Here is a 25800-nt window from a genome sequence, read left to right as displayed (position 1 = left end):
GTATGGCTACGTTGACCGACACAGGTGTCCGGGCGTCGGCCCGACAGACCCGGTTGTGGTACCTGCAGCATCTGCACGACGCCGTCGCCTCCTTCTCCACGGGCGACGCGCTGATCCTTGATGGCCCGCCGCGGGAGGACCGGCTGCGCGCCGCGATCGCTCAGCTCCGGCTGCGGCACACCGAGCTGCGGTCCGGTTTCATCGCCTCCGACGGCGTCATCCGCATGGTGCCGGTCGACCAGCCGTCCCCTGCCGTGGTCGTGGAGGAGGGCGAGGAGTCCGCCGTCCGGCAGTGGGCGGCGCAAGCGGCCAGGATCCCCTTCGACATCGCCAACGGTCCGCTGTGGCGGGTCCGCGTCCTGTCACTGCCGGACGACAGGCACGCGGTGATGCTTGTTGCCCATCAACTGATCGCCGACGGCTTCCGCGTCCGTGACCTGCTTGACGAGCTGCTCACCTGCTACGGCGGCGGTGTGCCGGAGCCGGGCGGGGACCCGGTGCCGGCACAGGAGTCGGCCGACGCCGTGGAGGCTGCGACGCACCGGCTCGCCAGCGCTCCGACCGGTGTCGAACTGCCGGCCGACCGGCTGCGACCGCCCGTGCTGAGCTACCGGGGCGGCCGGGTCGGCGCCGACGTCGAGGCCCCGGTGCTGGACCGGCTCGGTGGCGAGGTGGCGCTGCTGGCCGCGTTCGCGGTGCTCGCCCACCGCTACACCGGGTCGGAGGAGATGGTCATCGCGGTCCACGACGAGGCGGTGACCGTCGAGGGCGCGACCAACCCGCTGCCCGTGCGCATCGACCTGACCGGTGACCCCACCTTCCCCACCGTGCTGCGCCGGGTCCGAGGCGCTGTCGAGGAGGCACGCGTCCACGGCGCGGTGCCGTTCGAAGCCGTGATCGGCCGTCTGGAACGCGAACACGACCCCAGCCGGCGCCCCGTGTGCCAGCTCGCCTTCTCGTCGTCGCGGCGACGGCGCGGCGCGGTCGAGGTGGACGCGGGCCTCGCCCTGTTCGACCTCGCCCTGTCCGCCCGGCTGCACGAGCACGGCGCGTCCCTGACGTTCGACTACGACGCCGACCTGTTCACGGCCCAGACCGTGCGGCGGTTCGGGGGCAACCTGGTCGCGCTGCTCAAGAGCCTCGCGGAGAACCCCGATGTGCCGATCTCGCGGCAGCGGATCCTGACCGACGAGGAAGGCGCGCTGATCGCCGGTCACCAGGACGGCGGCCCCGTAGCGGGCACCGAGCTGGTGCACCGGCTCATCGCCGAACAGGCCGCGCGCAGGCCGCACGCGCAGGCGTTGGTCTCCGAGTCCGCGCGGCTGACCTTCGCCGAACTGAACGGCCGGGCCAACCAGATCGCGCACCACCTGCGTGACCTGGGCGTGCGACGCCAGACCCCGGTGGGGGTGTGCCTGCCCCGGTCGGCCGAGATGGTGGTGGCCGTGCTCGGCGTGCTCAAGGCGGGCGGCGCTGCCGTACTGCTCGATCCGGCGCAGCCCGCGCGGCGGCTCGCGATGATGCTCGACGACTCCCGGCCACTGGCCGTGCTCACCGCCGAGGAGCAGCTCGGCAAGCTGCCCGGCACGTACGCCGGTCACATCTGGTGCGTGGATCGCGACAGCGACCTGTTGAACCGATCGTCCACCGGCGACCCCGACGAGTGGGCGCATCCGCTGTCGGTCTGCCAGATCGCCTACACCTCGGGCTCGACCGGCGAGCCGCGCGGAGTGGCGTTCAACCACGCCGCGGTGGCCAAAGGCGCGCTGGGCACGCGGCAGTGCTACCGGCTCGGCGAGGACGACCGGGGCACGTGGATCTCGGCGCCCGGTTTCGGGATCTCGTTCGTCAACGAACTGTGGCCGTTCCTGACCGCGGGCGCGGCGGTGCACATCGCCGGCGAGCGGACCGTGAGCACGCCCTTCCGGCTGCGGGACTGGCTGGTGGAGTGCGGGGTCACGGTGTCGCTGGTGACCAAGGCCCTGGCCGAACGGCTGTGCGCGGTCGACTGGTCCGAAGAGGTGGCGCTGCGCGCGCTGCTGGTGTCCGGGGAGCGGACCGGCTGGCTGTCGTCGGCGGTGCCGTTCGAGGTGGCCACCATCTACGGCTCGACCGAGACCACGAACGCCACCACCTGCCTGAACGAGGCGGCGGGCATCCGCGTCACGCCCAAGCAGGTCCCCGAGCGGCAGCGGCGGTCGATCTCGTCGCCGATCGGGCTGCCGGTGCCGGGCGCGCGCGTGTACGTGCTGGACGCCAACCTGCGGGTCGTCCCCATGGGCGTGCCGGGCGAGATCCACGTGGGCGGCGACCTGCTGCAGAGCGGCTATGTCAACAGGCCAGGCCTGACGGCGCAGAAATGGCTGCCCGACCCCTACGCGGGACGCGCCGGCGCCCGCATGGTCGCCAGCGGGGACATCGGGCGCATGCTGCCCGACGGTTCGATCGAGATCCTCGGCCGCGTGGACGACCAGATCAGCCTCAACGGCTACCGGGTCGAGCCCGGCGAGGTGGCCGCGCGCCTGCTCGAACACCCGGCGGTACGGCACGCCGCGGTGGTCGTCCGTGAGGACGAGCCGGGCGAGCGGCGGCTCGTCGCCTACGTGGTGCCGGAAGTCAACCGCCGGGTGCACAAGTCCGAGCTGCTTGAGCTGCTGCGCGAGCAGTTGCCCGGGTACATGGTGCCGGGTGCGTGCGAGCTGATCGACGCGCTGCCGACGCTGCCCAACGGCAAACTCGACAAGCGCCGCCTGCCCGCGCCGGACCGTGGCAGCCGCTCGGTCTCCTACGAGGAGCCCGCCACCGAGGTGGAGCGGGAGCTGGCCGCCATCTGGCGCTCGGTGTTGAGAACCGACACCGTGGGCGCCGACGACAACTACTTCGAGCTGGGCGGCGACTCCCTGACCGGAATGGAGCTGATGGCGGCGATCAGCGCCGGCTTCGGCGTCGAACTCGCGCTGTCCGTCCTGTTCGAAGCGCCTACCGTGCGGGAGATGAGCCGGGCGATCGAAAGGGAACGCGACGGCGACGGCGCCCACGCCGCCGACAAGGACGCGCTGCCGGTGATCCGCACCGACCCCGCGTCGCGGTACGAGCCCTTCCCGCTCACCGACATCCAGCACGCCTACTGGATCGGCCGGATGACCGGCATGGAGCTCGGCGACGTCGGCTGCCACGGTTACCAGGAGTGGGATGTCGCCGACCTCGACGTCGAGCGCCTGCGCATCGCCATCGACCGGCTGGTGCGCAGGCACGACATGCTGCGCGCGGTGGTCACGGGCGACGGTCGTCAGCGGGTGCTTCCGACGGCACCGCCGTACGAGGTGGAGGTGACCGATCTGCGGCGGGCCGACGCGTCCGAGCGTGCGGCCAGGCTGGGTGAGATACGGGAGCGGCTCTCCCACGAGGTGCTGGCCGCCGACCGGTGGCCGCTGTTCGGTGTGCGGGTGACCCGGGTGGACGAGGTCATCTCCCGGATGCACATCAGCTTCGACCTGCTGATCTTCGACGCGCGGAGCGCCCGCGTCTTCACCCAGGAGCTGTCCCGGCTCTATCGGGACCCCGACGCGCCGCTACCGCCGATCGAGCTGTCGTTCCGCGACTACGTGCTGGCCGAACGCGCCGCGCGGGAGAGCTCCCCGCTGTACCGGGCCGCCCGGGAGTACTGGGACGGCAGGCTGGCCGAGCTGCCGCCAGCGCCCGAACTGCCCTATTTGCGCAGCCTCGGCTCGGTCGACAACCCGAAGTTCGAACGGCACGCGGGACGCATCGAGGCCGATGAGTGGCTGCGGCTCCGGCACGCCGCCGCCGGCGCCGGGATCACCCCGTCGGCGCTGCTGCTCGCGGCCTTCGCGGAGATTCTGGCCACCTGGAGCGCGGGGCCGCGTTTCACCGTCAACATGACGCTGTTCAACAGGCCGCCGCTGCATCCACAGCTCAACGATCTGCTAGGCGACTTCACCTCGGGAGTGCTGCACGCGGTGGACCACCGCGGCGCCGACTTCGCCGAACGCGCCCGTGACGTGCAGGAGCGGCTCTGGCACGACCTGGAGCACCGGCACGTGGGCAGCGTGCAGGTGCTGCGGGAGCTGGGCAGGCGGCAGGGCGGCGCCCCGCGGGCCGCCATGCCGGTCGTGTTCTCCAGCCTGGTCGGCGTGCCGCGCATGGACTGGGGCAACCTCGGCCGCTACGCCTTCGGCGTCACGCAGACCCCGCAGGTCGCGCTCGACCACCAGGTGATGGAGGTCAACGGCGGACTCGACTACTGCTGGGACGCGGTGGCCGAACTCTTCCCCGCGGGCCTGGTCGGCGACATGGCCGACGCGTACGGCAAGCTGCTGCGCCACCTCGCCGACTCCCCGGACACGTGGCGGGAGCCCAACCCGGTCAGGCTCCCGCAGGCCACCGTGGAGCGCCGCGGCGCGGCGAACTCCACCGAGGCGAAGGTGACGGCGGAACTGCTGCACGAGCCGTTCCTGCGTCAGGCCGAACGGACGCCCGACGCCGCCGCGGTGATCGACGAGCGGGTGATCACGTATCGGCAGCTCGCCGACGCGTCGTCGGCGCTGGCCGCCCGCGTGATCGACGCAGGGGCCGGGCCGGAGAAGCCGGTCGCGGTGGTCATGCGCAAAGGCTGGGAGCAGGTCGCGGCCGTGCTCGGTGTGCTCCGGGCCGGTGCCGCCTACCTGCCCATCGACCCCGACCTGCCGACCGAGCGCATCGCCTACCTGCTCGACAACGGCCGGGCCGACTTCGTGCTCACCCAGCACGGCGTGGACGTCCCCACAGCGGCCGAGGTGATCACGGTGCCCGCCGACCCCGGCGCGCTACGGCCGGCGCCGCTTCCCGACTGTCCCGCCCGCCCGGACTCCCTGGCGTACGTCATCTACACCTCGGGCTCCACCGGCAGACCGAAGGGCGTGATGATCGAGCACAGGGCGGCGTGGAACACGATCGCCGACATCAACGACCGGGTCGGCCTCGGCGCCGACGACCGTGTCCTCGCCCTGTCCTCGCTCAGTTTCGACCTGTCGGTCTGGGACATCTTCGGGTTGCTCGCCGTCGGCGGTGCCGTGGTCATCCCACCGGCCTCCGCCAACCCGGACCCGAGGGCCTGGGCCGACCTGGTCGCCCGGGAACGTGTCACGATCTGGAACTCGGTTCCCGCGTTGTGGCAGATCCTCTCCGACTACCTGCGCGGGCGCGGCGAGCGGGTGGCCCCGAGCCTGGCCACGGTGATGCTCAGCGGCGACTGGATCCCCCTCACCACGCACGAGCACCTGGCCGAGATCTCTCCCGGCACCCGGCTGATCAGCCTGGGCGGGGCGACCGAGGCCGCCATCTGGTCCATCGCGCACGAGGTCGGCCCCGCCGCGCCGGACTGGGCCAGCGTGCCGTACGGCAGGCCGCTGCGTAACCAGCGCTGGCACGTCCTGGACGGCAGGCTGGAGCCGTGCCCCGACTGGGTCACCGGGTCGCTGTTCATCGCCGGTGACGGGCTGGCCCGCGGCTACTGGGCCCAGCCCGAGCTGACCGACGAGCGGTTCATCACCCATCCGAGGACGGGCGAGCGGCTCTACCGGACCGGCGACCTGGGCCGCTACCATCCCTCGGGCGACCTGGAACTGCTGGGACGCGAGGACTTCCAGGTGAAGATCCTCGGTCACCGCATCGAGCTGGGTGAGATCGAGACGGCGCTGGCCGGCCACCCGCAGGTCGCCGCGTGCTGCGTGGTGGCCGTGGGCGAACGCACGGCCAAGCGGCTGATCGCGCACCTGGTGCCGGAGCCCGGCGCCGCGCCCGACCCCGCCGAGATCAGGCAGTTTCTGACAGGCAAGCTGGTGCGCGACGTCGTGCCCACGCACTACAACATCCTCACCGAGCTGCCCCTGACCGCCAACGGCAAGGTGGACCGGCCCGCCCTGGTCGCGCTCGGCGCACCCGAGCGGAAGAGCTCCGGTGACGCCCTGCCCGCCTCCCCCGCCGAGGCGGTCCTGCTCGACGTCGCGGCGGAGATCCTCGGAGTCGACGCGTTCGGCCCGGAGGAGGACTTCTTCGCCGCGGGCGGCGACTCGCTGCGGGCCATCGCGTTCATCAACGAGGCCGCGAACGCGGGCTTCGACATCCCCGTCGAGGCCTTCTTCCAGTACCCGACCATCCGCGCCGCCGTAGACGCGGGGCCGGTCGTGGTGGACATGAGAGGAGAGTCGGCGTGACCGGCACTGTGCACTCCCTGATCGAGGAGCAGGCACGGCGGAGCCCGCACAAGCTTGCCGTGGTGTCCGGCTCCACGGTCCTTTCCTACGGCCGGCTGAACAGCCGCGCCAACAAGGTGGCACGCCTGCTCGGGGAGCTGGGAGTGGCCGCCGACGAGCCCGTGGGGACCTGCCTCTCCCGGTCCCCCGACGCGGTGGTGTCCCCGCTGGCCATAGTCAAGGCCGGCGCGGCCCCCGTCCTGCTCGACCCCGCGGCGCCCATCGAGCGCACCGTCGACCAGATCCGCTCCTGCGGCGTCAAGGTGCTGGTCACCTCCACGGTGAACTGCGACACCCTGGCGCAGCTCCAACCCGTCCTGGCAGACCTGGGGGTGCAGGTCTTCCGGCTGGACGCCGACCGGCACATGTTCGACGAACTGCCCGCCAACGACCTCACCGAGGTGCGCGTCACTCCGGACAGCGCCGCGCACATCGTCTACACCTCCGGCTCCGTCTCCACTCCCAAGGCAGTGGTGGCCAGGCATGAGACCGTCAGCGAGTGCGTGGCGCTGGCCCGCGAGGACTTCGGCTTCACGGGCGACGACCGGGTGGCCTGGTGCTCCTCGCCCGGGTTCGGTGTGTCGCTGGTCAACGAGTTGTGGCCGGCGCTGGCCGCGGGCGCGACCGTGCACATCCCGGACGCCGGGACGCTGCTGGTGCCGAAGCAGCTGCAGGACTGGATCCTGCGGGAACGGATCACCGTGGCGCACCTGGTGGGGACGCTCGCCGTACCGCTGTGTGAGCTGAGCTGGCCCGCGGACTGCTCGCTGCGGCTGCTGCTCACCACTGGCGAGCGGTTCCGGCTCGGGCCCGAGGCCGCGCCGCCCTTCACGATCGCCGTGACCTACGGCTCCACCGAGACCACCCACATCACCGGGCGGTCGGGCCGCGGGGAGACGGTGGGGCGTCCGCTCGGCGGCGCCGCCGTGTACCTGCTGGACGAGACGGGCCGACCGGTGCCGGACGGCGAGGTCGGGGAGGTCCATGTCGGCGGACGGCGCCTGGCGCGCGGCTACCTGGACGACCCCGCGCTGACCGCGGCCAGGTTCCTGCCCGACCCGTTCGCCGGCGACCCCGGCGCCCGCATGTACCGCACCGGCGACCTCGGCAGGTTCGACGGCGACGGTGAGCTGGTCCTGGTGGGACGGGTGGACCGGCAGGTCAAGATCAGGGGCGTCGCCGTCAACCTGGACGAGGTGGAGGCCGTCGTCGCCGCGCACGCGGGCGGCGACGAGGTGGCCGTGGTGGCGGTCGGCGACGAGCCGCGCGCCGTCGCCTACCTCACCGGCGTCGAGAGCGCCGGCGTGCCCGCGCTGCACAGGACGCTGGCCGCGCGGCTGCCGCGCTCCCACATGCCCGCCGAGTTCGTACTGCTCGACCGGCTGCCCCGCACCGTCACCGGCAAGGTGGACCGGGCCGCGTTACCGCCGCCGCGCCGTTCCTCCTCCGCCACGGCTGGGGCGGACTCCACGGCGGGAGCCGGCGACATCGCCGGCATCTGGTGCGAGCTGCTCGAACGCGACCATGTCGGGATCGACGAGGACTTCTTCGAGCTGGGCGGCCACTCGCTGCTCGCGGCGCGCATGGTGATGGAGCTCCAGGAACGGCACGCCGTCAAGATCGACCTCACGGCCTTCTACGAGCGGCCCACCATCCGCGCTCTGTCCGGCCTGCTGGACGCGGCCGAACAGCCCGGCAACGTGCTGGTCCGGGTGAGCGGACCGGAACGGCCACTGACCCGGCTGGTGTGCTTCCCCTACGCCGGCGGCGGCGTCAACGCATATGCCCCGTGGGGTGAGCTGCTGCCTTCCCATGTCGAGCTGGTCTGCGCGCAGCCGCCCGGCCGCGGCCCCCGGCTGGCCGAGCGACCGCTGGAGTGGGTCGCCGAGCTGGTGGCCGGGCTGGGACCGCGGCTGGCGGCCGATCCGCACCCGCGCACCTTCCTGTTCGGGCACAGCCTGGGCGCGATCGTGGCCTTCGAGCTGGCGCGGTGGCTGCGCAGGAACGGGCACCCGGAACCCGCGGGGCTGCTGGTCTCCGGTTCCGCCGCGCCGCAGACGCCGATCAGCGCGCGGGTCCACCTGCTGCCCGATGACGCCCTGCTCGCGCATGTCGGCACGCTGGGCGGCACGGACCGCCGCCTGGTCGACGACGAACGGCTCCGCCCCGTACTGCTGCCGGCCCTGCGCGCCGACTTCACCATGCACGAAACCTACCGGTACACGACGGACGAGCCGCTGGAGTGTCCCGTCACCGCCTTCGCGGGCAGCCATGACGACGACGCGCCGATCGAGGACGTGCTCGGCTGGCGGGAGCAGACCGCGAGCCGGTTCCGGCTGGAGGTGCTGGACGGCGGTCACTTCTTCGTCGCCTCGGCGCGGGAGCGTCTGCTGTCGCTGGTGGGCGACGCGCTCGCGGTGGAAACGGAGCCGGTGACATGAGGGTTTCATCGGGGCACACGTCGATCGACGTCGAGCGCGCCGGCACGGGACCCGCGATCCTGCTGGTGCACGGGACGGGTGACGACAAGACGTGCTGGCGCTCGGTGGTGCCGCCGCTCTCCGTCCGCCACAGCGTCCACACCATGGATCGCCGGGGCCGGGGCGGCAGCGGAGACGCGGCCGGGCACAGCATCCGGGCGGAGGCCGACGACATCGTGGCCGTGCTCGATCACATCGGTCCCGCGACGCTCGTCGGGCACTCGTTCGGCGCGATCTGCGCGTTGGAAGCGGCGTCCCGCGCACCGTCCTCGGTCGAGGGGCTGGTGCTCTACGAGCCGCCCGTCCCCGTCCCCGGCACCCCCGACTTCTCCGGTGTGGCGGCCCGGGTCGCCGACCTGTGCGCGCAGGACCGCCGGGAGGAGGCGCTCTGCCTCTTCCTGGTCGAGGTGACCGGCCTGGAACCGGGACTCGCCAAGCTGCTCAGGCGCGTTCCCGGCTTCGCCGAACGAGCCGCGGTCGCCGACACCATCGCCCGCGAGATCGACGCCACGCACCACTACGTCCTCGATCGCGAGCGGCTGGCCACGTTGACCGTACCCACGCTGCTGCTCAAGGGAGACAGGAGCGCGCCGGGGCTGCACGAAGCCGTAGCGATGATCGCGGGTCTCATGCCTCGCGCGGTCACCGAGGTGCTGCCCGGGCAGGCGCACCGGGCTATGGAAGGAGCGCCCGCCATGCTGGCGGACGCTGTCGACACCTTTGCTGGGAGGTACTCACATGAAGCGCACATCCGTTAACCCGTGGGAGTGGAACATCAAGTTCGGTTTCCACCAGGCCGAACTCGTCGAAGGACACCGCAGCATGCTCGTGTGCGCGGGCCAGACGTCGCTGGACGAGAACGGCGAGGTCGCCCACCCGGGTGACATGGCCGCCCAGATCGGGCTGGCCCTGGACAACGTGGAAACCGTCCTTCACGCGGCCGGCATGCGACTTTCCGACGTGGTCAGGCTGAACATGTACACCACCGACATGGAGCAGTTCCTGCAGCACGTGAGCGTGATGGGCAAGCGGCTGGAGGCGGCGGGGGTCGCCCCTCCCGGGAGCCTGTTGCAGGTGTCCGGGCTGGCCTTCCCCGGTCTGGTGGTCGAATTGGAAGCCACCGCGGTGGCATGAACGTCCATGAAACGGTCGTGCTCCGCCCGGACGCCACCCTTGAGCGCACGCCAGAAGGGCACTGCCGCCTGGTCGTGCGCTCGGGTGCACGCTCCCAGGGCCTGGGCCGGGTGGACGACCCCCACGTGCTGGAGACGCTGGCCACCACAGGCATGCCGTTCACCGGGGACGACGTGGTCACGGACCTGTGGCGACGCGGGTGGCTGTCGCTGATCGTGAGCAGGGACGACACGCCCGTCCTCACCCTGCATCCGCATGCCGACCCGCCGCCGCGGCCGTCGGACGGCGGAACCGGCCGCCCGGTCTCGGAGCTGGCGGTGCTGCGCAAGGTGGGCGAGGACTACGCGCTGGAGTCGGCCCGGGCCTGGTGCTCGGTGCGCGTGGAGCAGTCCGAGGAACTGCCGGCGCTGCTCACGGGGAAGGGAGATCTGTGCCGCTACCTCGACTGGGCGGGCCTGACCGGCGACGAGGCGGAGTCGACACAACTGGCGCTGGCCCAATGGACGCCGCACGAGCTGGCCTTCCATCACCAGACGCGGATCCCCGGCGTCCACCGGGCCACCGACTTCGGCCGTTCCCATTGGGGGACACGGCGGTTCGCCGGGCTGCCCGCGCGCCACGAACGCTTCCGCGGTGAGGGCATCACGCTGGCCAAGCCGGACCTCGCCGGCCTGCGGCAGTCCGACCAGACGGTCACGGCCGTCCTGGAGAAGCGGCGGACCATCCGCGACCACGACGACGAGCACCCGCTCACCGTCGTCCAGCTCGGGCATTTGCTGTTCCGCTGTGCGCGCAACCGCTGGCTCGTCCAGCGGAACGGGTCCGAATACCTGAGCAGGCCGTACCCGTCGGGCGGCTCCGCCTACGAGCTGGAGATCTATCCCGTGGTGCGGAACGTCACGGGTCTTGATCCCGGCCTGTACCACTACGACCCCCAGGAGCACCGGCTCAGATACGTGAGCGAGCACACCGGCGACCTGCTCGCCCACGCCGCGGTCGTCGCGGGCGCCGAGCGGCAACCACAGGTCCTGCTGATCATCACGGCCCGTTTCGGCAGGCTCATGCGTACCTACCGGGGCATGTCATACGCCCTGATTCTCAAGCACGTCGGCATAGTCCAGCAGGTCATGTACACCGTGGCCACGGCGATGGGACTGGCGGTCTGCGCCCTGGGGGACGGCGACGCGACGGCCTTCGCCTCCGCCACCGGCCTGGATCCCATGAGCGAGGCCAGCGTGGGCGAACTCGCGCTGGGGAGCAGGCCGACTCGTGTGAATGCGGGAGGAGTCTGATGTCCACCACGATGGTGACCAGTCACGGCCGCTGCGCCGTGCTGGAGGAACCGCGGGGCCCCGAAGGCCTCCGGATGCACAAGCGCGCCCTGCCCGACCCGCCGCCGGGGAAAGTCAGCGTACGGCTGCGCGCCTCCGGGTTGAACCACCTCGATCTGTGGGTGGTGAACGGGGCGCAGCGGGTGCGCACGCCCCGCGTCATCGCCGCCGACGGCGCCGGCGAGGTCGTAGCCAGTGCCGTGGAGGGCTGGTCGCCGGGCGACGAGGTGGTGCTGTACCCGGTGGCCGCCTGCTGGAGATGCGCCAACTGCAAGGCGGGCCGCCACATCTACTGCAGCGGCTTCGCCGTTCTCGGTGAGCATGCGGAAGGCACCGCCTGCGAGGTGGTGCAACTGCCCGCACGCAACCTCGTACGCAAACCCGCGGCCCTGCCCTGGGCGCAGGCCGGCGCGCTGCCGCTGGCCTTCCTCACCGCCTGGCGGATGCTGGCGTCGCGGGGGCGGCTGACCGCGGGCGAGACGCTTCTGGTGGTGGGGGCCAGCGGAGCGGTCGGGACGGCGTCGGTGCTGATCGGCGCGCACCTCGGCGCGAGGGTGCTGGCCACCACCCGTGACCTCGGCAAAGCCGAGGAGTTGCGGGCACTCGGGGCGTTCGAGGTCTTCGCGTCCGACGGGTTCTCCAGGAAGGTCATCGACCACACCGACGGCGACGGCGCCGACGTCGTGATCGACCACGTGGGTGCGGCGACCTTTGACGAGTCGTTGCGCTCGGCGACGGTCGGCGGCCGGGTGGTCACTTGCGGGGCCACGACCGGGGGGAGCGTCCAGCTCAACCTGCCGAGGGTGTTCGTGCGACAACTGGAGATCCTGGGATCGACCACGGGCACTCTGGCGGAGTTCGAGGACCTGGTCGCGGCCACGGAAGCGGGACTACGGCCCGTCATCGCGCGGGAATTCGGGCTGGAGGAGATCCGTGACGCCCTCACATATCTGCAATCGTCTGACCAAATCGGAAAAGTCATCTTAAGGCAATAGTGAGTGTTCTGGTGGCTTGTCGTAGGCGTATCCCGGTCATGACCCTGCAGAAAATTGTCGGACCCACGGCCTACCGTCAGAAGTACGTGACTACCCATTCGACACAGGAGGAAGTCTCATGACGGCCCCCCAGCAGACGGGCCCCGTGCTGAGGCACAGTCCGTGGCTCGCGCTGATCACCATCGCGCTCGGCTATTTCATGAACGTGCTCGACAGCACGGTGGTGAACGTCGCACTTCCCAACATCATGACCGACCTGGCCGCTCCGATGGGGCACATGCTCTGGGTGGTCAACGGATACCTGCTGCCCTACGCGATGTTGCTGCTCCTCGCGGGCAGACTGGGCGACCTGCTCGGGCACCGGGCCGTTTTCGCCTTCGGGCTGGGCGTGTTCGTGGTGGCGTCGCTGCTGTGCAGCCTGTCCGCGACGCCGGAGCAGCTCATCGCGAGCCGGGTGCTGCAAGGCATCGGAGCGGGCGTGGCCGGTCCCCAGGCGCTCGCGATCACCGCGGCCGTCTTCCCCGCGCACCGCAGGGGCATGGCCTTCGGCGTGCTGGCCTCGATCATCGGCACGGCCGCGGCGATCGGGCCGTTCCTCGGCGGGCTGATCACCCACGTGCTCGACTGGCGCTGGATCTTCCTCATGAACCTGCCGATCGGGGTGGCCGGGTTGATCTGCACCTTCGTCTTCGTGCCGAAGACCCGCGTGGGTGGCCGCCCGCGACTGGCGTTCCTCCCCGTCGTCCTGGCCACGGCCGGCCTGTTCGGGGTGCTGTACGCGCTGATCGACGGTCCACGCGTCGACTGGGGAGAGATCGTCGCCGGAGTGCACGTCGGATACGTGTTCATCGTCGGACTGGTGATTTTCTTCGGTTTCGTTTATTGGGAGTGGTCCCGCACCGACGGGCTGCTGCCGCGAGCGCTGTTCGCCAACAGAAACTACGGCCTGATGGCATGGGCGTCCCTGGCCACATATTTCTGCATTTTCGGCACGCAACTGGCCATGACCCTGTATCTACAGTCGGTCCTGCACGTCAGCGCGCTGGAGGCGGGCCTGGTCCTGTCGCCCATGTGGTTGGCGTCCTCACTGGTGGCTCCGTTCAGCGGGGCGCTGATGCAGCGCGTCCAGCCGCGCTGGATCCTCGTCGGCGGCTTCGCGGCCTTCTGCCTCGGCACGGTCCTCACCGCGCTCTTGATAACCCCGCAGATGCCGTGGGGCGTGTTCGTCGCGACACTCCTGCTGGCCGGCGCCGGTGCCGGCTTCACCTTCGCACCGCTCACCACCGTGGCGATGAGCGAGGTGCCGCCGCATGAGGTGGGCGGAGCCTCGGGGACGCTGGAGATGGCACGCATGCTCGGCAGCGCCGTGTGCACGGCGGTCGTGGGCGCCATCCTGGGCAGCACCGCCACATCCTCGGCCGCCGCCCTGGCTGCCGACTCGCGTGCCGCCCTGCTCGTCACCGCCCTCGTGGTCGCGGTGGCGGTGGTCACCAGCTTGTTCCTCAAGCGCGGCGGCCTCCCCGCTCCGGCTACCGACGCCGGGGAGCAGCAACTCACCACGCCCACGTCGGCCACCGCGGCGGGGCACCCCGGGAATTCGTGACGGCGGACGCGATCCGGACGGCGCCCGCAGAACCCGCACGGGCTGACCTGCCGCGCGACGGCAAGCGGCGCGGGATGCGGGGCACCGGTGCCGGCCGTCGGTGCCGGTGCCCTCGGCTTCTGGGCGGCGCTGCGGGGGTGTTCACGCAGGTCAAGGAGCAGCGGTGGCGCCTCACAAGATAGCGAACGTTGTGGAGCGCTACCGAGGGAGGGGATTGGTGTATCCCATCGATGAGGAAATTGCTCTGGCCGCGTCCATCAGAGGGCCGGTTGCGTCCTTCATGCGGCTTTCGTCGAACCAGGTCGACGGTCCGGAGACGCTCAGTGCTGCCACCTCCGACATGGAGATGGGGATGGGTGCGGCGACTGTGTGGACGCCTCGCATGGCTTCTTCAAACGCCCAGGCGTAACCGCGTCGGCGTGTTTCCTCGATTTGAGCGAGAAGCCCGTTCAACGTCGGAGGGTTTACGTGGGTGAATGCCGCGTCTCCCACGTCGAGTGTGAAGCGAATGAGTTCTTCGCGTGGCAGGCTCGCCAGTAAGACCCGGCCGGCCGCGCCGGCCCACAGCGGGTACGGTCTGCCGACCTCGGCCTTCGCCTTGAGCCCGGACCGCGACTCGACCTGCTCCACGTAGACTCGGGAGTGCCCCACGCGCACCGCGAGCGCAATGGTCTCGTCAAGATCGTCTCGCAGTCGCATCATGTGCGGCAAGGCCTGCGAGCGAACGTCGATTCGGTCCAGGTACGACATGCCCAGGGTCAGGGTCTTCGGGCCGAGGCCATATCTGCGTGAGGCGGCGTCTTGCCGGACGAGACCGCTTTGCTCCAACGCCTGCAGCAGTCGCTGTACGGTGCTCTTCGGCAGGTCGAGGAGAACGCCGATTTCGCGGGCACTGGCGTCACGGCCGACATCGGCGAGGGCGGACAGGATATCCGCAGCTTTGCGGACGGATTCGTTCATGTTGCTCCCTCGCAGCAGGCTGCTGTGATTATGGCACCTGGGCTTTGCGAGGGGCGACCGGCGTCGTACCGGTACAGGCCGGGGCAACCGTCGGCTTCGCGCAGGCTTGGTGCCGTACGCGGCGTCGTTCGCGGCGTCCCGATCACTTCCCCGCCCCGAGGGTGATGCCCTCGATGATTCGCCGCCACAACCACAGGTAAAGAGCCAGCATGGGCAGAACGAGAATGCATACTCCGGCGAACAGCCCGCCATAGTCGGCGCCCGAGAACTGCATGCTCGACAAGAAGTTGAGCAGCGCCAGGGAAACCGTGTACTTCTCCACGGTCTGCAGAAAGACAATGCCGAGCAGTGTCTCGTTCCACATCGAGATGATGTTCAGGATAAGAACGGTCACGAGGCCCGAGCGGGCCAGGGGAAGCATGACCTGCCAGAAGGACCTGAACGGAGAGGCTCCGTCGATCGCGGCTGCCTCCTCGATCTCGCGCGGCAGAGAGCGCATGAATCCGGTCAGCAGGAACACGGTGAAGGGCACGTGCGTCGCGGTGTAGATGATGAAGAGACCGAGGAGGCTGTTGACCAGGCCGACTCTCGACATCATTTCGAACAGCGGGATGACGGTGACCTGAGCCGGGATGCCGAGCCCGAGCGCGAAGAACACGCTGAGCGGCCCGGCGGAGCGGGTTCGGATGCGGCTGAGCACGTATGCGGCGGGGGCGGAGACCGCCAGGGTGCAGAAGGAAGCCCCCAGCGCGAGCCCGGCCGTGTTGAGTGTGGCACGGGCGAAGCCGCTCTCGTTCCACGCGTTCGTCCAGTTGGCGAAGTTGAGCGAGCCTGGAATCCCCCAGGGCGCCCTGAAGATGTCAGTGGTGGTCTTGAACGATGACAGGATCAAGAACGCGAAGACCAACAGGTTGAAGGTGACGAAGGCCCAGACCAGGACGCGGCCGAGGGTACGGATCGGGTCGGCCCTCGTCGTTCTGACGCGCGGGGATTGCCCACCGGAGGGACGTCGGTCACGACCCCCGCGTACAACCGCGGGATCGCTATGCGGCTGCAATACCCCGGTCTGCGCAATTGAGTTCTCAGAATTCAATGGAGTCCCTCCGGAGCAGGCGCCTCAGCACGACGATCAGGGCGGTGAACAGCACCAGCATGAGAATGGCCGACGCAGAGGCGTAACCGAAGAGGTACGACGGGCTCCTCCCGCCGAACGACTCGCCGTAGACGAAGAGCGCCGAGTTCCACACGGCCGGCGGCGGCATATCGTTGGTCGTTCCGCCGAATGCGTAGATGAATTCGAAGATCTTCAGCGAACTGATCGTCCAGAAGATGGCGGCCACCGATATCACGTCCCACGACAGCGGCAACGTGACGAACCGCAGCCGCTGATACGCGTTCGCTCCGGCGAGCAGCGCTTCCTCGTAGAAGTATCGAGGAATACGGTCGACGGCCGCCAGGATGATGGTGACGTAGAGGCCGGTGGAGATCCAGACCGTGCCGATGAGGATCATCAGGAAGAGATTGTCGGCGTTCAACCAGGGGATCGGCTCCGTCCCGAACACCGTGGACAGGATGGTGTTGACCGTACCGTTGTGCTCGAAGATGAAGCCCCACACGATCGACAGGACGATGGCGGACACGATGTGGGGAAAGAAGAGCACCGAACGGATGAACGACCGCCCGCGCATCTCGCGAACGATCATGGTCAGGACGAAGCTGATGGCGAAGATGGCGGCGCCGGCCACGACCAGGATGATGAGGGTGTTGGCCAGCGCGGTGCGGAAGGTGGGGTCGTCGAAAAGCGCGGAATAGTTGTCGAGGCCGTTCCACCGCATGTCGCTCACGCCGTCCCACCGGTGAAAGCTGATCCACAGCGCGGCGAGGGTCGGCCCGATGACGAAGGCCAGGTACAACACGAGCGCGGGAACGACGAAGGGCAGATACAACCGTCGGCGCGACCGATCGAAGGCCCCCGTGCCCCGGGGTGAGCCGCGCCGGTGGCGTGGCTCACCCACAGGAGGTGTCGCGAGCGTCATGAGCGATGTCCCGCCCAGAAGTCGCGCTGACCGGTGGTGATCTGGTCGATGAACTCGTCCGGCGTGATCTTTCCGGTCATGAGCTGGAGGTTCAGCGGCTGGAAGACCTTCTTGTCGAAGTCCGAGAAGTCTCCGAGCACTCCGTCAGTGATCTTGCTCAGCTTCTTCTCCTGCAGAAGCTCGTTGACGTCCTCCAACTGCTCGGGCACCTCGACATCCGATCGGGGGGTGAGGTTGTTCGCCTCGCTGGAGATCTTGGACAGTCGTTCCTTGTGGAGAAAGTGGGCGATGAACTTCTGCGCCGCCTCGGCGTGATCCGCCGATTTCGGGACAGCGAATCCGATGACGCTCGCCGGCAACGACTCGTCGCTGCCGAACGTCGGGAAGTTGAACGACCGGTATTTGAACCCGGGTGCCGCCAGCGTGCCGGTCTCCGTCGGAGCCCAGCTTCCCATGTAGAGGAAGTCCGCCTGGTTCTGCGCCCACTTCGTCTGGATGGCGGGGAACTTGCTGCTGTCGTACCCCGGTATGAAGTATTTCTGCTTCGCGAGGCTGGCGATGGCGGCGAGCGCGTTGCGGACGCCGGGGTTGTTCCAGCCGCTTGCCTGCTTGTCCGACACGAGCTTGTAGAAGCCGCCCGGGCCCAGCGTTCTGGACAGCGCCGTCGCCGTCCAGAACTCCGCGTACCCGGCGATGTCGCCGTCAAGGGCGATCGGGTTGCGGCCGGACGCCTTCGACCTGGCCAGGACGTCTGCGAACTCCTGCCACGTCTTCGGCGGGTTGTCGGCGACGTCGGGCAAGGTCTTGGCGTCATACCAGATCGAGTAGCCGATCACCTCGTACGGGATCAGGAACTGGGCGCCGTTGGCTGTGGTCGTGAACTGGTCGTACTTCTCCGGGATCACCTGGCGGACGGTCTTGCTCTCGCCAGGTATCTCCATGTCGTGTACGTCGCTCAGGTCCTTGAACTGATCATTCTTGACGATCGCGTTGCTGACCGTGAAGTACTGCTGATCGATGAGGTCGGGGACGTCGTCGGTACGCAGCGCCGCCAGAAGTTTCGTGACATTGTCGCGCCCCTGCCACTCGACCTTCACCTTGATGCCGGACTCCTTCTCGAAGTCCGCGAGCGCCTTCGCCAGAACTTTGGCCTGCGGCTCTTTCTCCTGCCACATCGACCAATAGGTGAATTGCTGAGCGGAGCCGCCCCCCGAGTCGTCGGCGGAACAGGCTGCACCGAACAGTCCAAGTGTGACGGTGAGCGTGAGGGCGGCAGCCCTCACGCGGCGGCGCCGGTATCGCATCTGCATGGGCGCTTTCCCTTCAACGCGTCCCATTTAGTGGGACAGCGGACCGTTTCCCGGGGGCTTGAAGCTAGGCGGTGCTTGCGGGCCGTGTCAACGCCCTGCCCAGGACGCCTGCAGAACGCTACTTTCTGTTCACATTGCCGTCATTGACGGCATCCCACGCATCATTGACTCAACTTCCGTACCGCCTATAATGGTCCACTGTCCCAGAAATCGGGACAAATTAGATGTTGCGGCGAGAGGATCAAGGGTGTCTCGTGCTGGAGTCCGGACCGCGATCGTCGGTCGGCATCGTTTCCGCTACAGCACATGAGCGCCGCGCCCGCTCACGACCTCGCCGGCCACACGGTCCTCGTCACTGGGGCGTCCGGCCCCAAAATCGGCTCCGGGGTGTGTGACGCGCTCCATGCGGCAGGGGCGCGACTCGTCATCAACGACTTGAACGATGAGCACGTAGGGAGAACGGTGCATCGCTACCCCGGCGCGGTGGGGGTGGTGGGAGACGTCTCGCGGCCGGACGACGTGGCGCGGATGTTCAACGAGGCGATCGACCGTGCCGGACCCCTGACCGGACTCGTCAACAATGCCGGCGTCGGGCTCATCACACCGATGCTCGACGCGACCCAGGCCGAGTTCGACCGCATCGTCGACATCGACTTCCGGGGTGTCTGGCTCATGAGCCAGGCTTTTGCCCGGTCAGTGGCGGCGCACGGCCGGCCGGGCGCCATCGTCAACGTCTCGTCGGTCCACGCCGGGAAGACGATCGGCCGGTACGCCATCTACGCCAGCGCCAAGGCCGCGGTGGAGGGGCTGACCCGCGCCTGCGCCGTCGAGTTCGGACCGATCGGCGTGCGCTGCAACGCCATAGCGCCGGGATATGTCCCGATAAACCGGGATCTGGTGCCGCCCGACTATCCCGCGCCCGACGCCTCATGGATCGCCACGCACACCAACAGCGAGCAGGTGCTCCAAAGGGTGATCGAGCCGATCGACTGTGGCTGGGCAGCGCAGTTTCTCCTGTCGGAACAGAGCCGGTGCATCACGGGCCAGGTGATCACCATTGATGCCGGGCTCACCGCCCGGCTCTACAACGGCGACATGAGCGCTCGCATCTATGCCGATCGAGAGCGGCAGGCGACCCTACGTGCGGAAGGCCAGGACGCGCGATGAACAATCCCATGCAGATTGCACGGATCCGCGCGACCGAGGTCGTCGTGCCCGCGCATCCCGGAGTCATCGAGTCACCATCGATCCACCGCCCACTGCACAACAAGCCGTGGAAGGGTGCGGCGAGCTGGTCCGTCCAGTTCGACGAGATGCCCAAGGTCATCCTCGAACTCGAACTGCGAGACGGGACGGTGGGCCTCGGCGAGCTGTACCGCGCGCACGACTGGGAGTCCGTGGACGCGCTGGCCACCGCGCTGGTGGGTCTGGACCTGCGGTCGGTGACCCTGCAGGACGTGCCGCTTCCCCGCGTCCACGAATTCGACGGCTTCGAGATGGCCACCTGGGACGCGTTCGCGCGATCCCACGGCCTGAGGGTTGTCGACCTGCTCGGCGGACCGCTGCGCGACCGGGTCGCGGTGAGCGCGTGGTCGAGCCACCGCACAGTGGACGACGTCGGCGATCTGGTCCGCTCCTTCGCGTCCGCGGGCTTCACCTCCGTCAAGTTCAAATGCTCGCTCGAGGACGACGTCGTGGCGTGGTGCGGAGCCATCGCCGAGCGGGCGCCCACCATGTCCGTCGTACTCGATCCCAACGGCCGCTTCGAACGCCTCTCCGAAGCCCGCGCCATCGGGCTGGCCCTTGCCGAGATAGGCAATGTCGCCTGCCTGGAGGATCCGATCCCGCACTGGATGCTCGATGAGTGGTCACGGTTGCGATCCGCCGTCCCGATACCGCTGGCACGCCACATATCGCTGGCCTATCCGCAGTATTCCGACCGCGGCAGCGAAGCCGTCGCAATCTTCCGTCACGGCACCGCGGACATGCTCAACATCACCGCGGGGTTGAGCGATTTCCGCCGCCTCGACCATGCCGCCGACCTGTTCCACATGCCGACCTGGCATGGATCGCAGGTCGACCTCGGTATCGCGGAAGCCGCCTATATCCACTCCTGCGCCGCCGCACGAGCGTGCGTCCAGCCCAGTGACATCTTCGGACGCTTGATCCGGTCACACGACCTTCTCCGCCGGCCACTGCGGATCGAGCCCCCCTACGCGTTTCTTCCAGACGGAGACGGTCTCGGCGTCGAGCTCGACGAGCAGGCCCGCATCGAGTTCCGGACAGCCGAGAAGGAGTACCTGCCGCAGTGAGCCCAGAAAATCCGTTCCCGGCGGATCCGGATCGCGCCGCGATCTGGACGATGCTCGTCGACCGCGACATCACCGCGTACGTCCGCAACGAGTGGACCATGGTCGAGGCCGACCATGTCAGCGCGTCGGAATTCATGTCCATCGATGCCAGAACAACGTCGAACCCCGATTCCTGGACAGTCGGGGGGAATCTCGCGGCCTACCGTGACGCATGGTCGGCGGGCAGCGCGGAACTGAGCGCGGCCGTTCCGGCGGACACGTTGGAGGCCGGGTTGCGGGAGGTCACGACGCTCCGGGACATCGAAATCCACGAGGGAAACGCTGTCGCGCACAAGAAGTTCGACGGGACGATCCGCCGTCGCGACGGCGGACTGGTGCACCTCAACTGGCAGACCCTGTACTTCTGCAGGCAGGACGCCGGTCGCTGGCGTATCAGGGGGTTCATCGGCCGGCTGCCGAACCCCATGGGGGACACGTCCGTCGCGTCCCACGCGAAGGAAGTCCCCGCCCATGCCACTCAACATGTCACTGCCGGGCCTTACTCCCCGGTCCTGACCGTGCGCGCGGACCGCTTGGTAGTGGTGTCCGGCCAGGCCGCGATCGTGCCGGACGGCTCGATCGTGGGGGATGACATAGAAGAGCAGACTCATCTCACTCTCCAGAACTGTCGACGCCAACTGGCGTTCGCTGGATGCACGCTCTCCGACGTCGTGAAGGTGAACGCCTATCTCACCGACATGGCGACCTGGGAACGTTTCAACTCGGTCTACCGGTCGTACATGCCGGAACCCTGCCCCGTACGCACGGTGGTCGGAGCGACCCTGCTCGACGGGCTCCTCGTCGAAGTGGAAATGTGGGCGGTCGCACGATGAGAGCCACCTCATGACGTATTGGGAACAGATGACCTCGGCACGACTCGCCACGGTCGACAGGTCCCTGCCCGTCATACTCCCGCTCGGTGCGGTCGAGCAGCACGGACCACACCTGCCGCTGGCGACGGACCGTATCCTCGTCGACCACTTCTGCCAGGAGATCGACCGACGCCTCGGTGACGACGTGCTGATCCTGCCCACCGTTTCCGTGGGCTACTCCAAGCACCACGACGACTTCCCCGGCACCTTGTCATTGACGCACGAAACACTGCTGCACCAGATCGTGCAGACCGCCGACTCGGTTTTGCGGCACGGCATGACCAGCCTGCTGATGCTCAACGCCCACGGTGGCAACGAAGGCATCGCCCAGGTCGCCCTGGAACAACTCGGGCACAGCCGACCCGAATGCAAGATCGTCCGGACGGCGTGGTGGCAAATCGCATCCGAGGACCTGCTCGCCATCAGTACGACCGGCCCAGGCGGTGTCGGTCATGCATGCGAACTCGAAACCTCGCTACTGCTGGCCATCGCCCCCCAGCTCGTTGACGAGTCCGCCATACCGCCGCGCGAGAACAAGAGCTGGTTCGGCTGGGACACCGCCGACATGCTCCGCGCGGGAAGCGCCATCGTCTACCGCCGATTCGCCGACGTCTCCTCCACGGGCGTGTTCGGCGACCCCCAGGCCGCCTCCGCCGAAAAGGGGCAGCAGATCAGCGAGATCGTCACACAGCGCCTGGTCGACCTCGTCCGATCCATGACGGACCGGTGAGAGCAGAGCGCGTCCGTGTAAGACTTCCGGGCCACCGCTGACGAGAGGAACCCCGTGCGAGGCGACAATGAGCGCAGTCGTCCAGGCCGGACCGTGCCGCCCCGGGAGGCGTACCGGGCCGTGATCTGCGACCTCGACGGCACCGTTTACCGAGCAGGCCGGCCGCTGCCGGGGGCCGTCGAGGCCTTGCGGCGGATGCGCGCGGCGAACGTGCCCGTTCTCTTCGTCTCCAACAACCCGACCCGCTCCCCGGCAGCCTATGCCGAACGACTGCGGGCACTGGGCGTGGCCGCGGCGCCGGAAGACGTGCTGACCTCAGGCGGCGTGGTCATAGATTGGCTCTTGGCCGAGGCGGCGGGCGCAGAGGTGCTGTTGGTCGGCGAACCAAGCCTGCACGCCGAGTTCGCCGGACACGGCATCGGTCTCGTCGACAGCGGCCGCGACGCGGACGTGGTCGTGGCTTCGTTCGACCGTACCTTCGACTATCGCAAGTGGATGGAGGCGTTCCGCGCGCTGCGGGCCGGAGCCCGGTTCGTGGCCACGAACCCCGACCCGACCTGTCCCGTCGACGATGGGGAGGTCCCGGACTGCGGGGGAATCATTGCCGCTCTCGAGGTCACCGTCGGACGCCGGGTCGAGGTCGTCGTGGGCAAGCCGTCGGCCATGATGGCGCACGCCGCACTCGATCGGCTGCAAGCCGCCGCTCATGAGGTACTCGTCGTTGGAGATCGGCTCGAAACAGACGTTCGCCTGGGCACGCGCAACGGCCTGGACACAGCGCTCGTCCTGACCGGTGTGACCGATCCGACCGACCTTCACACGGCACCAGACCAGCCGACCTTCGTCCTCAGCGACCTCGCGGCGCTGCCGTCCCTGGTGGGGCTCGCCGACCCAGAGCCCCACTGACCGTTCTGGCTGAACTGTCGGAACCGGCCGTCCGGAAGATCAACCGGCGCGGTCGTAGGCATCCCGGGATGCCGACACGTCGCTCACGATCGACCATTCCTGCAGTGCGCGCAGCCGCCATCGTCGCGGAGGCCGCCGCTCGCTGTCACGACGTCACCGCGCTGAGCCGCTCGCGTCCCGACACGCCGATCCAGACCCTTGAGCAGCATGTCGATCAGCAGTTCGTAGCTGTCGCCGGTCTGCTCGTCCATCGCGAAGCCGCCGGAGACCTCCAGCACCGCGAAGCCGTGGGCGGCCGCGCGCAGGCAGCGGGTGGCGTGGATCAGCGCCGAACCCTCCAGCCCGTACGCGCGCAACACCGCCGCGGAGATGCTCAGGAGCCGCTGCCCCGCCGGGGTGGCCTGTGGTCCTGGGTCCTGCCGGATGGCGGCGTAGCGCTGGGGGTGTTCGAGCACGTACGCACGCCAGGCCCGCAGGAAGGCCCGTACGGCCTCGTCGCCCGAGCGGCCGAGCACGGCTTCTGCGGTGCGGTCCGCGAGCTCCGTCAGCACCCGTTCGGAGAGCCGGTCGCGCAGCTCGGCCAGGTTGCGCACGTGTTTGTACAGCGACGGGGTGGCGACCCCGGCCCGCCCGGCGACCGCCGACAACGTCAGCGCCTCGGCGCCCTGCTCGTCCACGATGCAGCAGGCGAGTTCGACGACGGCTTCGGCCGACAACGACGCCCTAGGCACCCACGTGCTCCTTGAGGAAGGGGATCATCGCGGCGGCCACCTCGTCGGGGAACTGCGTGTGGGGGTAGTGGCCGGCGCCGTCGATCGTCACGACCGTGCCTAGGCCCTGCGGCATGTCGGCGACGGCCCGTTCGGCGGCGGCACGGGGGTCGGGCCAGTCGGGGTCGGCGGTGCCGACGACGACCAGAGCAGGGCATCGCACGTCGCCCAGCCGGGCGCCCGCGTCGGCGGGCGCCGACCGCCCCAGCGCGCTCACCACGGCCATCCGGCCGGGTCTGCGCAACTCGGCCTGGAGGGCGTCCATGGCAGCTGCGTGGTCGGCGGGCCTGCGCGCCTGATAGTTGTGCTCCAGGTAGCGGCGCCACAGCCGCGGGCTGCGCAGCAGTACGGCGCCGAACAGGCGGAGCATGCCCCTGCGGTGGTGGGCGTTGCGCAGCAGCGCCCCGGCCGCCATCTTGTCGACGCGGGTGAAGGGCGCGATCTCGACGATGGCGCTGACGGACTCGGGCGCCTCGGCCGCCGCGATGGTGGCGGAGCCGCCGGCGCAGGAGTGCCCGACGATCACGGCGGGTCCGCCGAGGTGGCGGACGAGGGCGAGGATGTCGCCTGCCGTGTCCGTCCGCGTGTATGAGCTCCAGCCCGGGGTCGAGCCGCCGTGGCCGCGCAGGTCCATCGTGGCCACCCGGTAACCGGCCGACACCAGCCGCGGCGCGAGGAAGCGGAAGGCCGCGCGGTTGTCGCCCATGCCGTGGACCATCACGACCAGCGGCCCCTCGCCGGCGATCTCGTAGGTCAGCTGCCCGTCGCCAACGCTTAAGCTATTATCCATAGCTCGTAAGCTAATGGCATTAGCCAGGTCTGTCAAGACCGTCGACACGCTGGGCCGGCTAGCGGTGCGGGCGCCGGCCCAGCTTGTCGGTCCAGCCGAACTCCTCGAAGGTCACCCGCGCCGTGTCCTCGCCCTTCTCCACCACCGCGTACTCCAGCAGTTCGGCCGTGTCCTCGTTGATGACGAGCTGGAACTCGGCCCCGTCGCCGCTCTTGACCGCCAGGCTGACCCCCTCACGCCCGGCGGTGTCCTCGGTCTCGCCGCTTGAGGTGATGCCGGGCTGGTCTGCGAGGACCTGGAAGAGGGCCGCCCGGGTGCCGGGAGTGGTCGGCGCGGTCATCAGGTCGACGGCGGTCTGCCACAGGTAGAGGTCGAACTCCTTGTGGGGGTCCGGCAGCTTGGCGAACCGGGCGCGCAGGCGGCCGGCCAGCGCCTTCTTCGACCCGGGCAGTGCGCCGACGTTCTGCATGGTGATGTCCATGTTGGAGATCGACAGCGGCCGAGGGAGGTCGTCGTCGACGCTCTTGGGCTTGTCCTCCAGCAACTTCGGCGCGCCCTCCTTCTTCCACGTGGCCTCGTCCTGCGGCGTGGGGAAGACGACCTCGCGGTCCTCGCTCTTCACGCGGTGGGTGCCGCCCGCCCGCTTCGGCCGCCACCGCTCCTCCGACTGGACGACGTACGCCTTGTACGGCGGCCCGTCGGGGTAGATGCTCTCGCGCAGCAGCGCCAGCTTCTTGTTGTACTTCTCGTTGATCGCCACCAGCTCGTCGTCCTTCGCGCCGGTCCTGTCGACCTCCGCCTGCTCCTGGCGCTGGAGCTCGCGCACCCCGGTCCAGAACTTCTCCGGCCAGCGGAAGGTGGGATGCGTCGTACGCTGTCGGACGTACCAGTAGTGGCCGGACGTGGCGGGCTCGCGCAGCGCGGTGTCCGCGGCGGCGAGCAGGAAGGATCGGGCGTCGATCCGCGTGGCGGCCGGCGACGCCCCTGTGCCACCGGTCGTGCCGCGCGGGGTGCTCTCCGCCGCCACCGGCGGGGTCCGGCCGGCGGGCGAGCCGGACAACACGCCCGTGGAGACGACAACCGCGCCCGCGGCGACCGCGCCGGTGGCCAGGAGGAACATCGGACGGCGGGCCATGAAAGCTCTCCACGTGGGTGTCGGGTTCCGGGTGCTGGAAAACGTCCGGGCAAGGTCCTCGCGGCGGCGCCGCCGGTAACTCTCCTCGGCGAGTTCGTCCAGCTTGCCGGGCCTGAGCCGGGCGAACATACGGTCGGTCATGT

Annotated in this window: 19 protein-coding genes; 12 read left to right on the top strand and 7 right to left on the bottom strand. The window is 69.2% G+C overall.

Features of this window, described 5'->3' with window-relative positions:
- Positions 1–2 precede the first annotated feature (2 nt).
- From E1267_RS14325 to E1267_RS14295, 7 genes are all read left to right on the top strand, one after another.
- Complete coding sequence (locus tag E1267_RS14325; RefSeq protein WP_165959614.1) at positions 3–6215, top strand: non-ribosomal peptide synthetase; 6213 nt, start codon at positions 3–5, stop codon at positions 6213–6215.
- On the top strand, positions 6212–8695 hold the full coding sequence (locus E1267_RS14320; protein ID WP_132332935.1) for an AMP-binding protein: 2484 nt from the start codon (positions 6212–6214) through the stop codon (positions 8693–8695). Before E1267_RS14325 ends, E1267_RS14320 begins: the two co-directional genes overlap by 4 nt.
- Positions 8692–9492, top strand: coding sequence for an alpha/beta fold hydrolase (locus E1267_RS14315; RefSeq protein WP_132332934.1), 801 nt, complete (start codon positions 8692–8694; stop codon positions 9490–9492). The genes E1267_RS14320 and E1267_RS14315 overlap by 4 nt, the downstream gene beginning before the upstream one ends.
- Complete coding sequence (locus E1267_RS14310; protein ID WP_132332933.1) at positions 9473–9868, top strand: RidA family protein; 396 nt, start codon at positions 9473–9475, stop codon at positions 9866–9868. Before E1267_RS14315 ends, E1267_RS14310 begins: the two co-directional genes overlap by 20 nt.
- Positions 9865–11160 carry a SagB/ThcOx family dehydrogenase gene (locus E1267_RS14305; RefSeq protein ID WP_132332932.1) on the top strand — a complete coding sequence of 432 codons (1296 nt, stop codon included), beginning with the start codon at positions 9865–9867 and terminating at the stop codon, positions 11158–11160. The genes E1267_RS14310 and E1267_RS14305 overlap by 4 nt, the downstream gene beginning before the upstream one ends.
- Complete coding sequence (locus E1267_RS14300; protein WP_132332931.1) at positions 11160–12194, top strand: zinc-binding dehydrogenase; 1035 nt, start codon at positions 11160–11162, stop codon at positions 12192–12194. The genes E1267_RS14305 and E1267_RS14300 overlap by 1 nt, the downstream gene beginning before the upstream one ends.
- Before the next feature lie 118 nt (positions 12195–12312).
- The gene (locus tag E1267_RS14295; protein ID WP_132332930.1) at positions 12313–13797 is read left to right on the top strand and encodes a DHA2 family efflux MFS transporter permease subunit; all 1485 of its coding nucleotides are present in this window, start codon (positions 12313–12315) and stop codon (positions 13795–13797) included.
- 198 nt (positions 13798–13995) lie between these two features.
- Here the strand turns inward: E1267_RS14295 and E1267_RS14290 are convergent, their stop codons facing one another.
- The 4 genes from E1267_RS14290 to E1267_RS14275 form a co-directional block, all read right to left on the bottom strand.
- Positions 13996–14757 (bottom strand): IclR family transcriptional regulator, encoded by a 762-nt coding sequence (locus tag E1267_RS14290; RefSeq protein WP_165959613.1) that lies wholly within the window; start codon positions 14755–14757, stop codon positions 13996–13998.
- Positions 14758–14899: 142 nt separating this feature from the next.
- Positions 14900–15850: a carbohydrate ABC transporter permease gene (locus E1267_RS14285; protein WP_132332928.1), complete on the bottom strand. Its 951-nt coding sequence runs from the start codon at positions 15848–15850 to the stop codon at positions 14900–14902.
- Entirely contained in the window at positions 15840–16703 is an 864-nt protein-coding gene (locus E1267_RS14280; RefSeq protein WP_165959612.1) for a carbohydrate ABC transporter permease, read from the bottom strand. The genes E1267_RS14285 and E1267_RS14280 overlap by 11 nt, the downstream gene beginning before the upstream one ends.
- A gap of 86 nt (positions 16704–16789) precedes the next feature.
- The gene (locus E1267_RS14275) at positions 16790–17968 is read right to left on the bottom strand and encodes an ABC transporter substrate-binding protein (protein ID WP_165959611.1); all 1179 of its coding nucleotides are present in this window, start codon (positions 17966–17968) and stop codon (positions 16790–16792) included.
- Positions 17969–18409: 441 nt separating this feature from the next.
- Here E1267_RS14275 and E1267_RS14270 point away from each other — a divergent pair, with 441 nt between their 5' ends.
- The 5 genes from E1267_RS14270 (at position 18410) to E1267_RS14250 (ending at position 22962) form a co-directional block, all read left to right on the top strand.
- The gene (locus E1267_RS14270; protein ID WP_132332925.1) at positions 18410–19270 is read left to right on the top strand and encodes an SDR family NAD(P)-dependent oxidoreductase; all 861 of its coding nucleotides are present in this window, start codon (positions 18410–18412) and stop codon (positions 19268–19270) included.
- Positions 19267–20415: a mandelate racemase/muconate lactonizing enzyme family protein gene (locus E1267_RS14265; RefSeq protein ID WP_132332924.1), complete on the top strand. Its 1149-nt coding sequence runs from the start codon at positions 19267–19269 to the stop codon at positions 20413–20415. Before E1267_RS14270 ends, E1267_RS14265 begins: the two co-directional genes overlap by 4 nt.
- Complete coding sequence (locus E1267_RS14260; RefSeq protein ID WP_132332923.1) at positions 20412–21287, top strand: RidA family protein; 876 nt, start codon at positions 20412–20414, stop codon at positions 21285–21287. Before E1267_RS14265 ends, E1267_RS14260 begins: the two co-directional genes overlap by 4 nt.
- A gap of 28 nt (positions 21288–21315) precedes the next feature.
- Positions 21316–22056 carry a creatininase family protein gene (locus E1267_RS14255; protein ID WP_165959610.1) on the top strand — a complete coding sequence of 247 codons (741 nt, stop codon included), beginning with the start codon at positions 21316–21318 and terminating at the stop codon, positions 22054–22056.
- A gap of 120 nt (positions 22057–22176) precedes the next feature.
- Complete coding sequence (locus tag E1267_RS14250; RefSeq protein ID WP_220449487.1) at positions 22177–22962, top strand: HAD-IIA family hydrolase; 786 nt, start codon at positions 22177–22179, stop codon at positions 22960–22962.
- 83 nt (positions 22963–23045) lie between these two features.
- Here the strand turns inward: E1267_RS14250 and E1267_RS14245 are convergent, their stop codons facing one another.
- Genes E1267_RS14245 through E1267_RS14235 form a run of 3 tightly spaced genes read right to left on the bottom strand, consistent with a single transcriptional unit; the run spans position 23046 to position 25798 of the window.
- Positions 23046–23693 carry a TetR/AcrR family transcriptional regulator gene (locus E1267_RS14245; RefSeq protein WP_132332921.1) on the bottom strand — a complete coding sequence of 216 codons (648 nt, stop codon included), beginning with the start codon at positions 23691–23693 and terminating at the stop codon, positions 23046–23048.
- Positions 23686–24522 (bottom strand): alpha/beta fold hydrolase, encoded by an 837-nt coding sequence (locus E1267_RS14240; RefSeq protein WP_132332920.1) that lies wholly within the window; start codon positions 24520–24522, stop codon positions 23686–23688. The genes E1267_RS14245 and E1267_RS14240 overlap by 8 nt, the downstream gene beginning before the upstream one ends.
- Before the next feature lie 58 nt (positions 24523–24580).
- Positions 24581–25798 carry a hypothetical protein gene (locus tag E1267_RS14235; protein WP_132332919.1) on the bottom strand — a complete coding sequence of 406 codons (1218 nt, stop codon included), beginning with the start codon at positions 25796–25798 and terminating at the stop codon, positions 24581–24583.
- Positions 25799–25800 lie beyond the last annotated feature (2 nt).

The sequence above is a fragment of the Nonomuraea longispora genome (assembly GCF_004348345.1).
Classification (GTDB): domain Bacteria; phylum Actinomycetota; class Actinomycetes; order Streptosporangiales; family Streptosporangiaceae; genus Nonomuraea; species Nonomuraea longispora.
This window is presented reverse-complemented; position numbering and strand designations above follow the sequence as displayed.

Bases quoted from the DNA above. Each gene is read 5' to 3' on its own strand.
- E1267_RS14240 (WP_132332920.1), bottom strand. From the start codon at position 24,522: ATGGATAATAGCTTAAGCGTTGGCGACGGGCAGCTGACCTACGAGATC.
- E1267_RS14290 (WP_165959613.1), bottom strand. From the start codon at position 14,757: ATGAACGAATCCGTCCGCAAAGCTGCGGATATCCTGTCCGCCCTCGCC.
- E1267_RS14315 (WP_132332934.1), top strand. From the start codon at position 8,692: ATGAGGGTTTCATCGGGGCACACGTCGATCGACGTCGAGCGCGCCGGC.
- E1267_RS14325 (WP_165959614.1), top strand. From the start codon at position 3: ATGGCTACGTTGACCGACACAGGTGTCCGGGCGTCGGCCCGACAGACC.
- E1267_RS14265 (WP_132332924.1), top strand. From the start codon at position 19,267: ATGAACAATCCCATGCAGATTGCACGGATCCGCGCGACCGAGGTCGTC.
- E1267_RS14300 (WP_132332931.1), top strand. From the start codon at position 11,160: ATGTCCACCACGATGGTGACCAGTCACGGCCGCTGCGCCGTGCTGGAG.
- E1267_RS14255 (WP_165959610.1), top strand. From the start codon at position 21,316: ATGACCTCGGCACGACTCGCCACGGTCGACAGGTCCCTGCCCGTCATA.
- E1267_RS14295 (WP_132332930.1), top strand. From the start codon at position 12,313: ATGACGGCCCCCCAGCAGACGGGCCCCGTGCTGAGGCACAGTCCGTGG.
- E1267_RS14275 (WP_165959611.1), bottom strand. From the start codon at position 17,968: ATGTGGCAGGAGAAAGAGCCGCAGGCCAAAGTTCTGGCGAAGGCGCTC.
- E1267_RS14310 (WP_132332933.1), top strand. From the start codon at position 9,473: ATGAAGCGCACATCCGTTAACCCGTGGGAGTGGAACATCAAGTTCGGT.
- E1267_RS14235 (WP_132332919.1), bottom strand. From the start codon at position 25,798: ATGACCGACCGTATGTTCGCCCGGCTCAGGCCCGGCAAGCTGGACGAA.
- E1267_RS14270 (WP_132332925.1), top strand. From the start codon at position 18,410: ATGAGCGCCGCGCCCGCTCACGACCTCGCCGGCCACACGGTCCTCGTC.
- E1267_RS14305 (WP_132332932.1), top strand. From the start codon at position 9,865: ATGAACGTCCATGAAACGGTCGTGCTCCGCCCGGACGCCACCCTTGAG.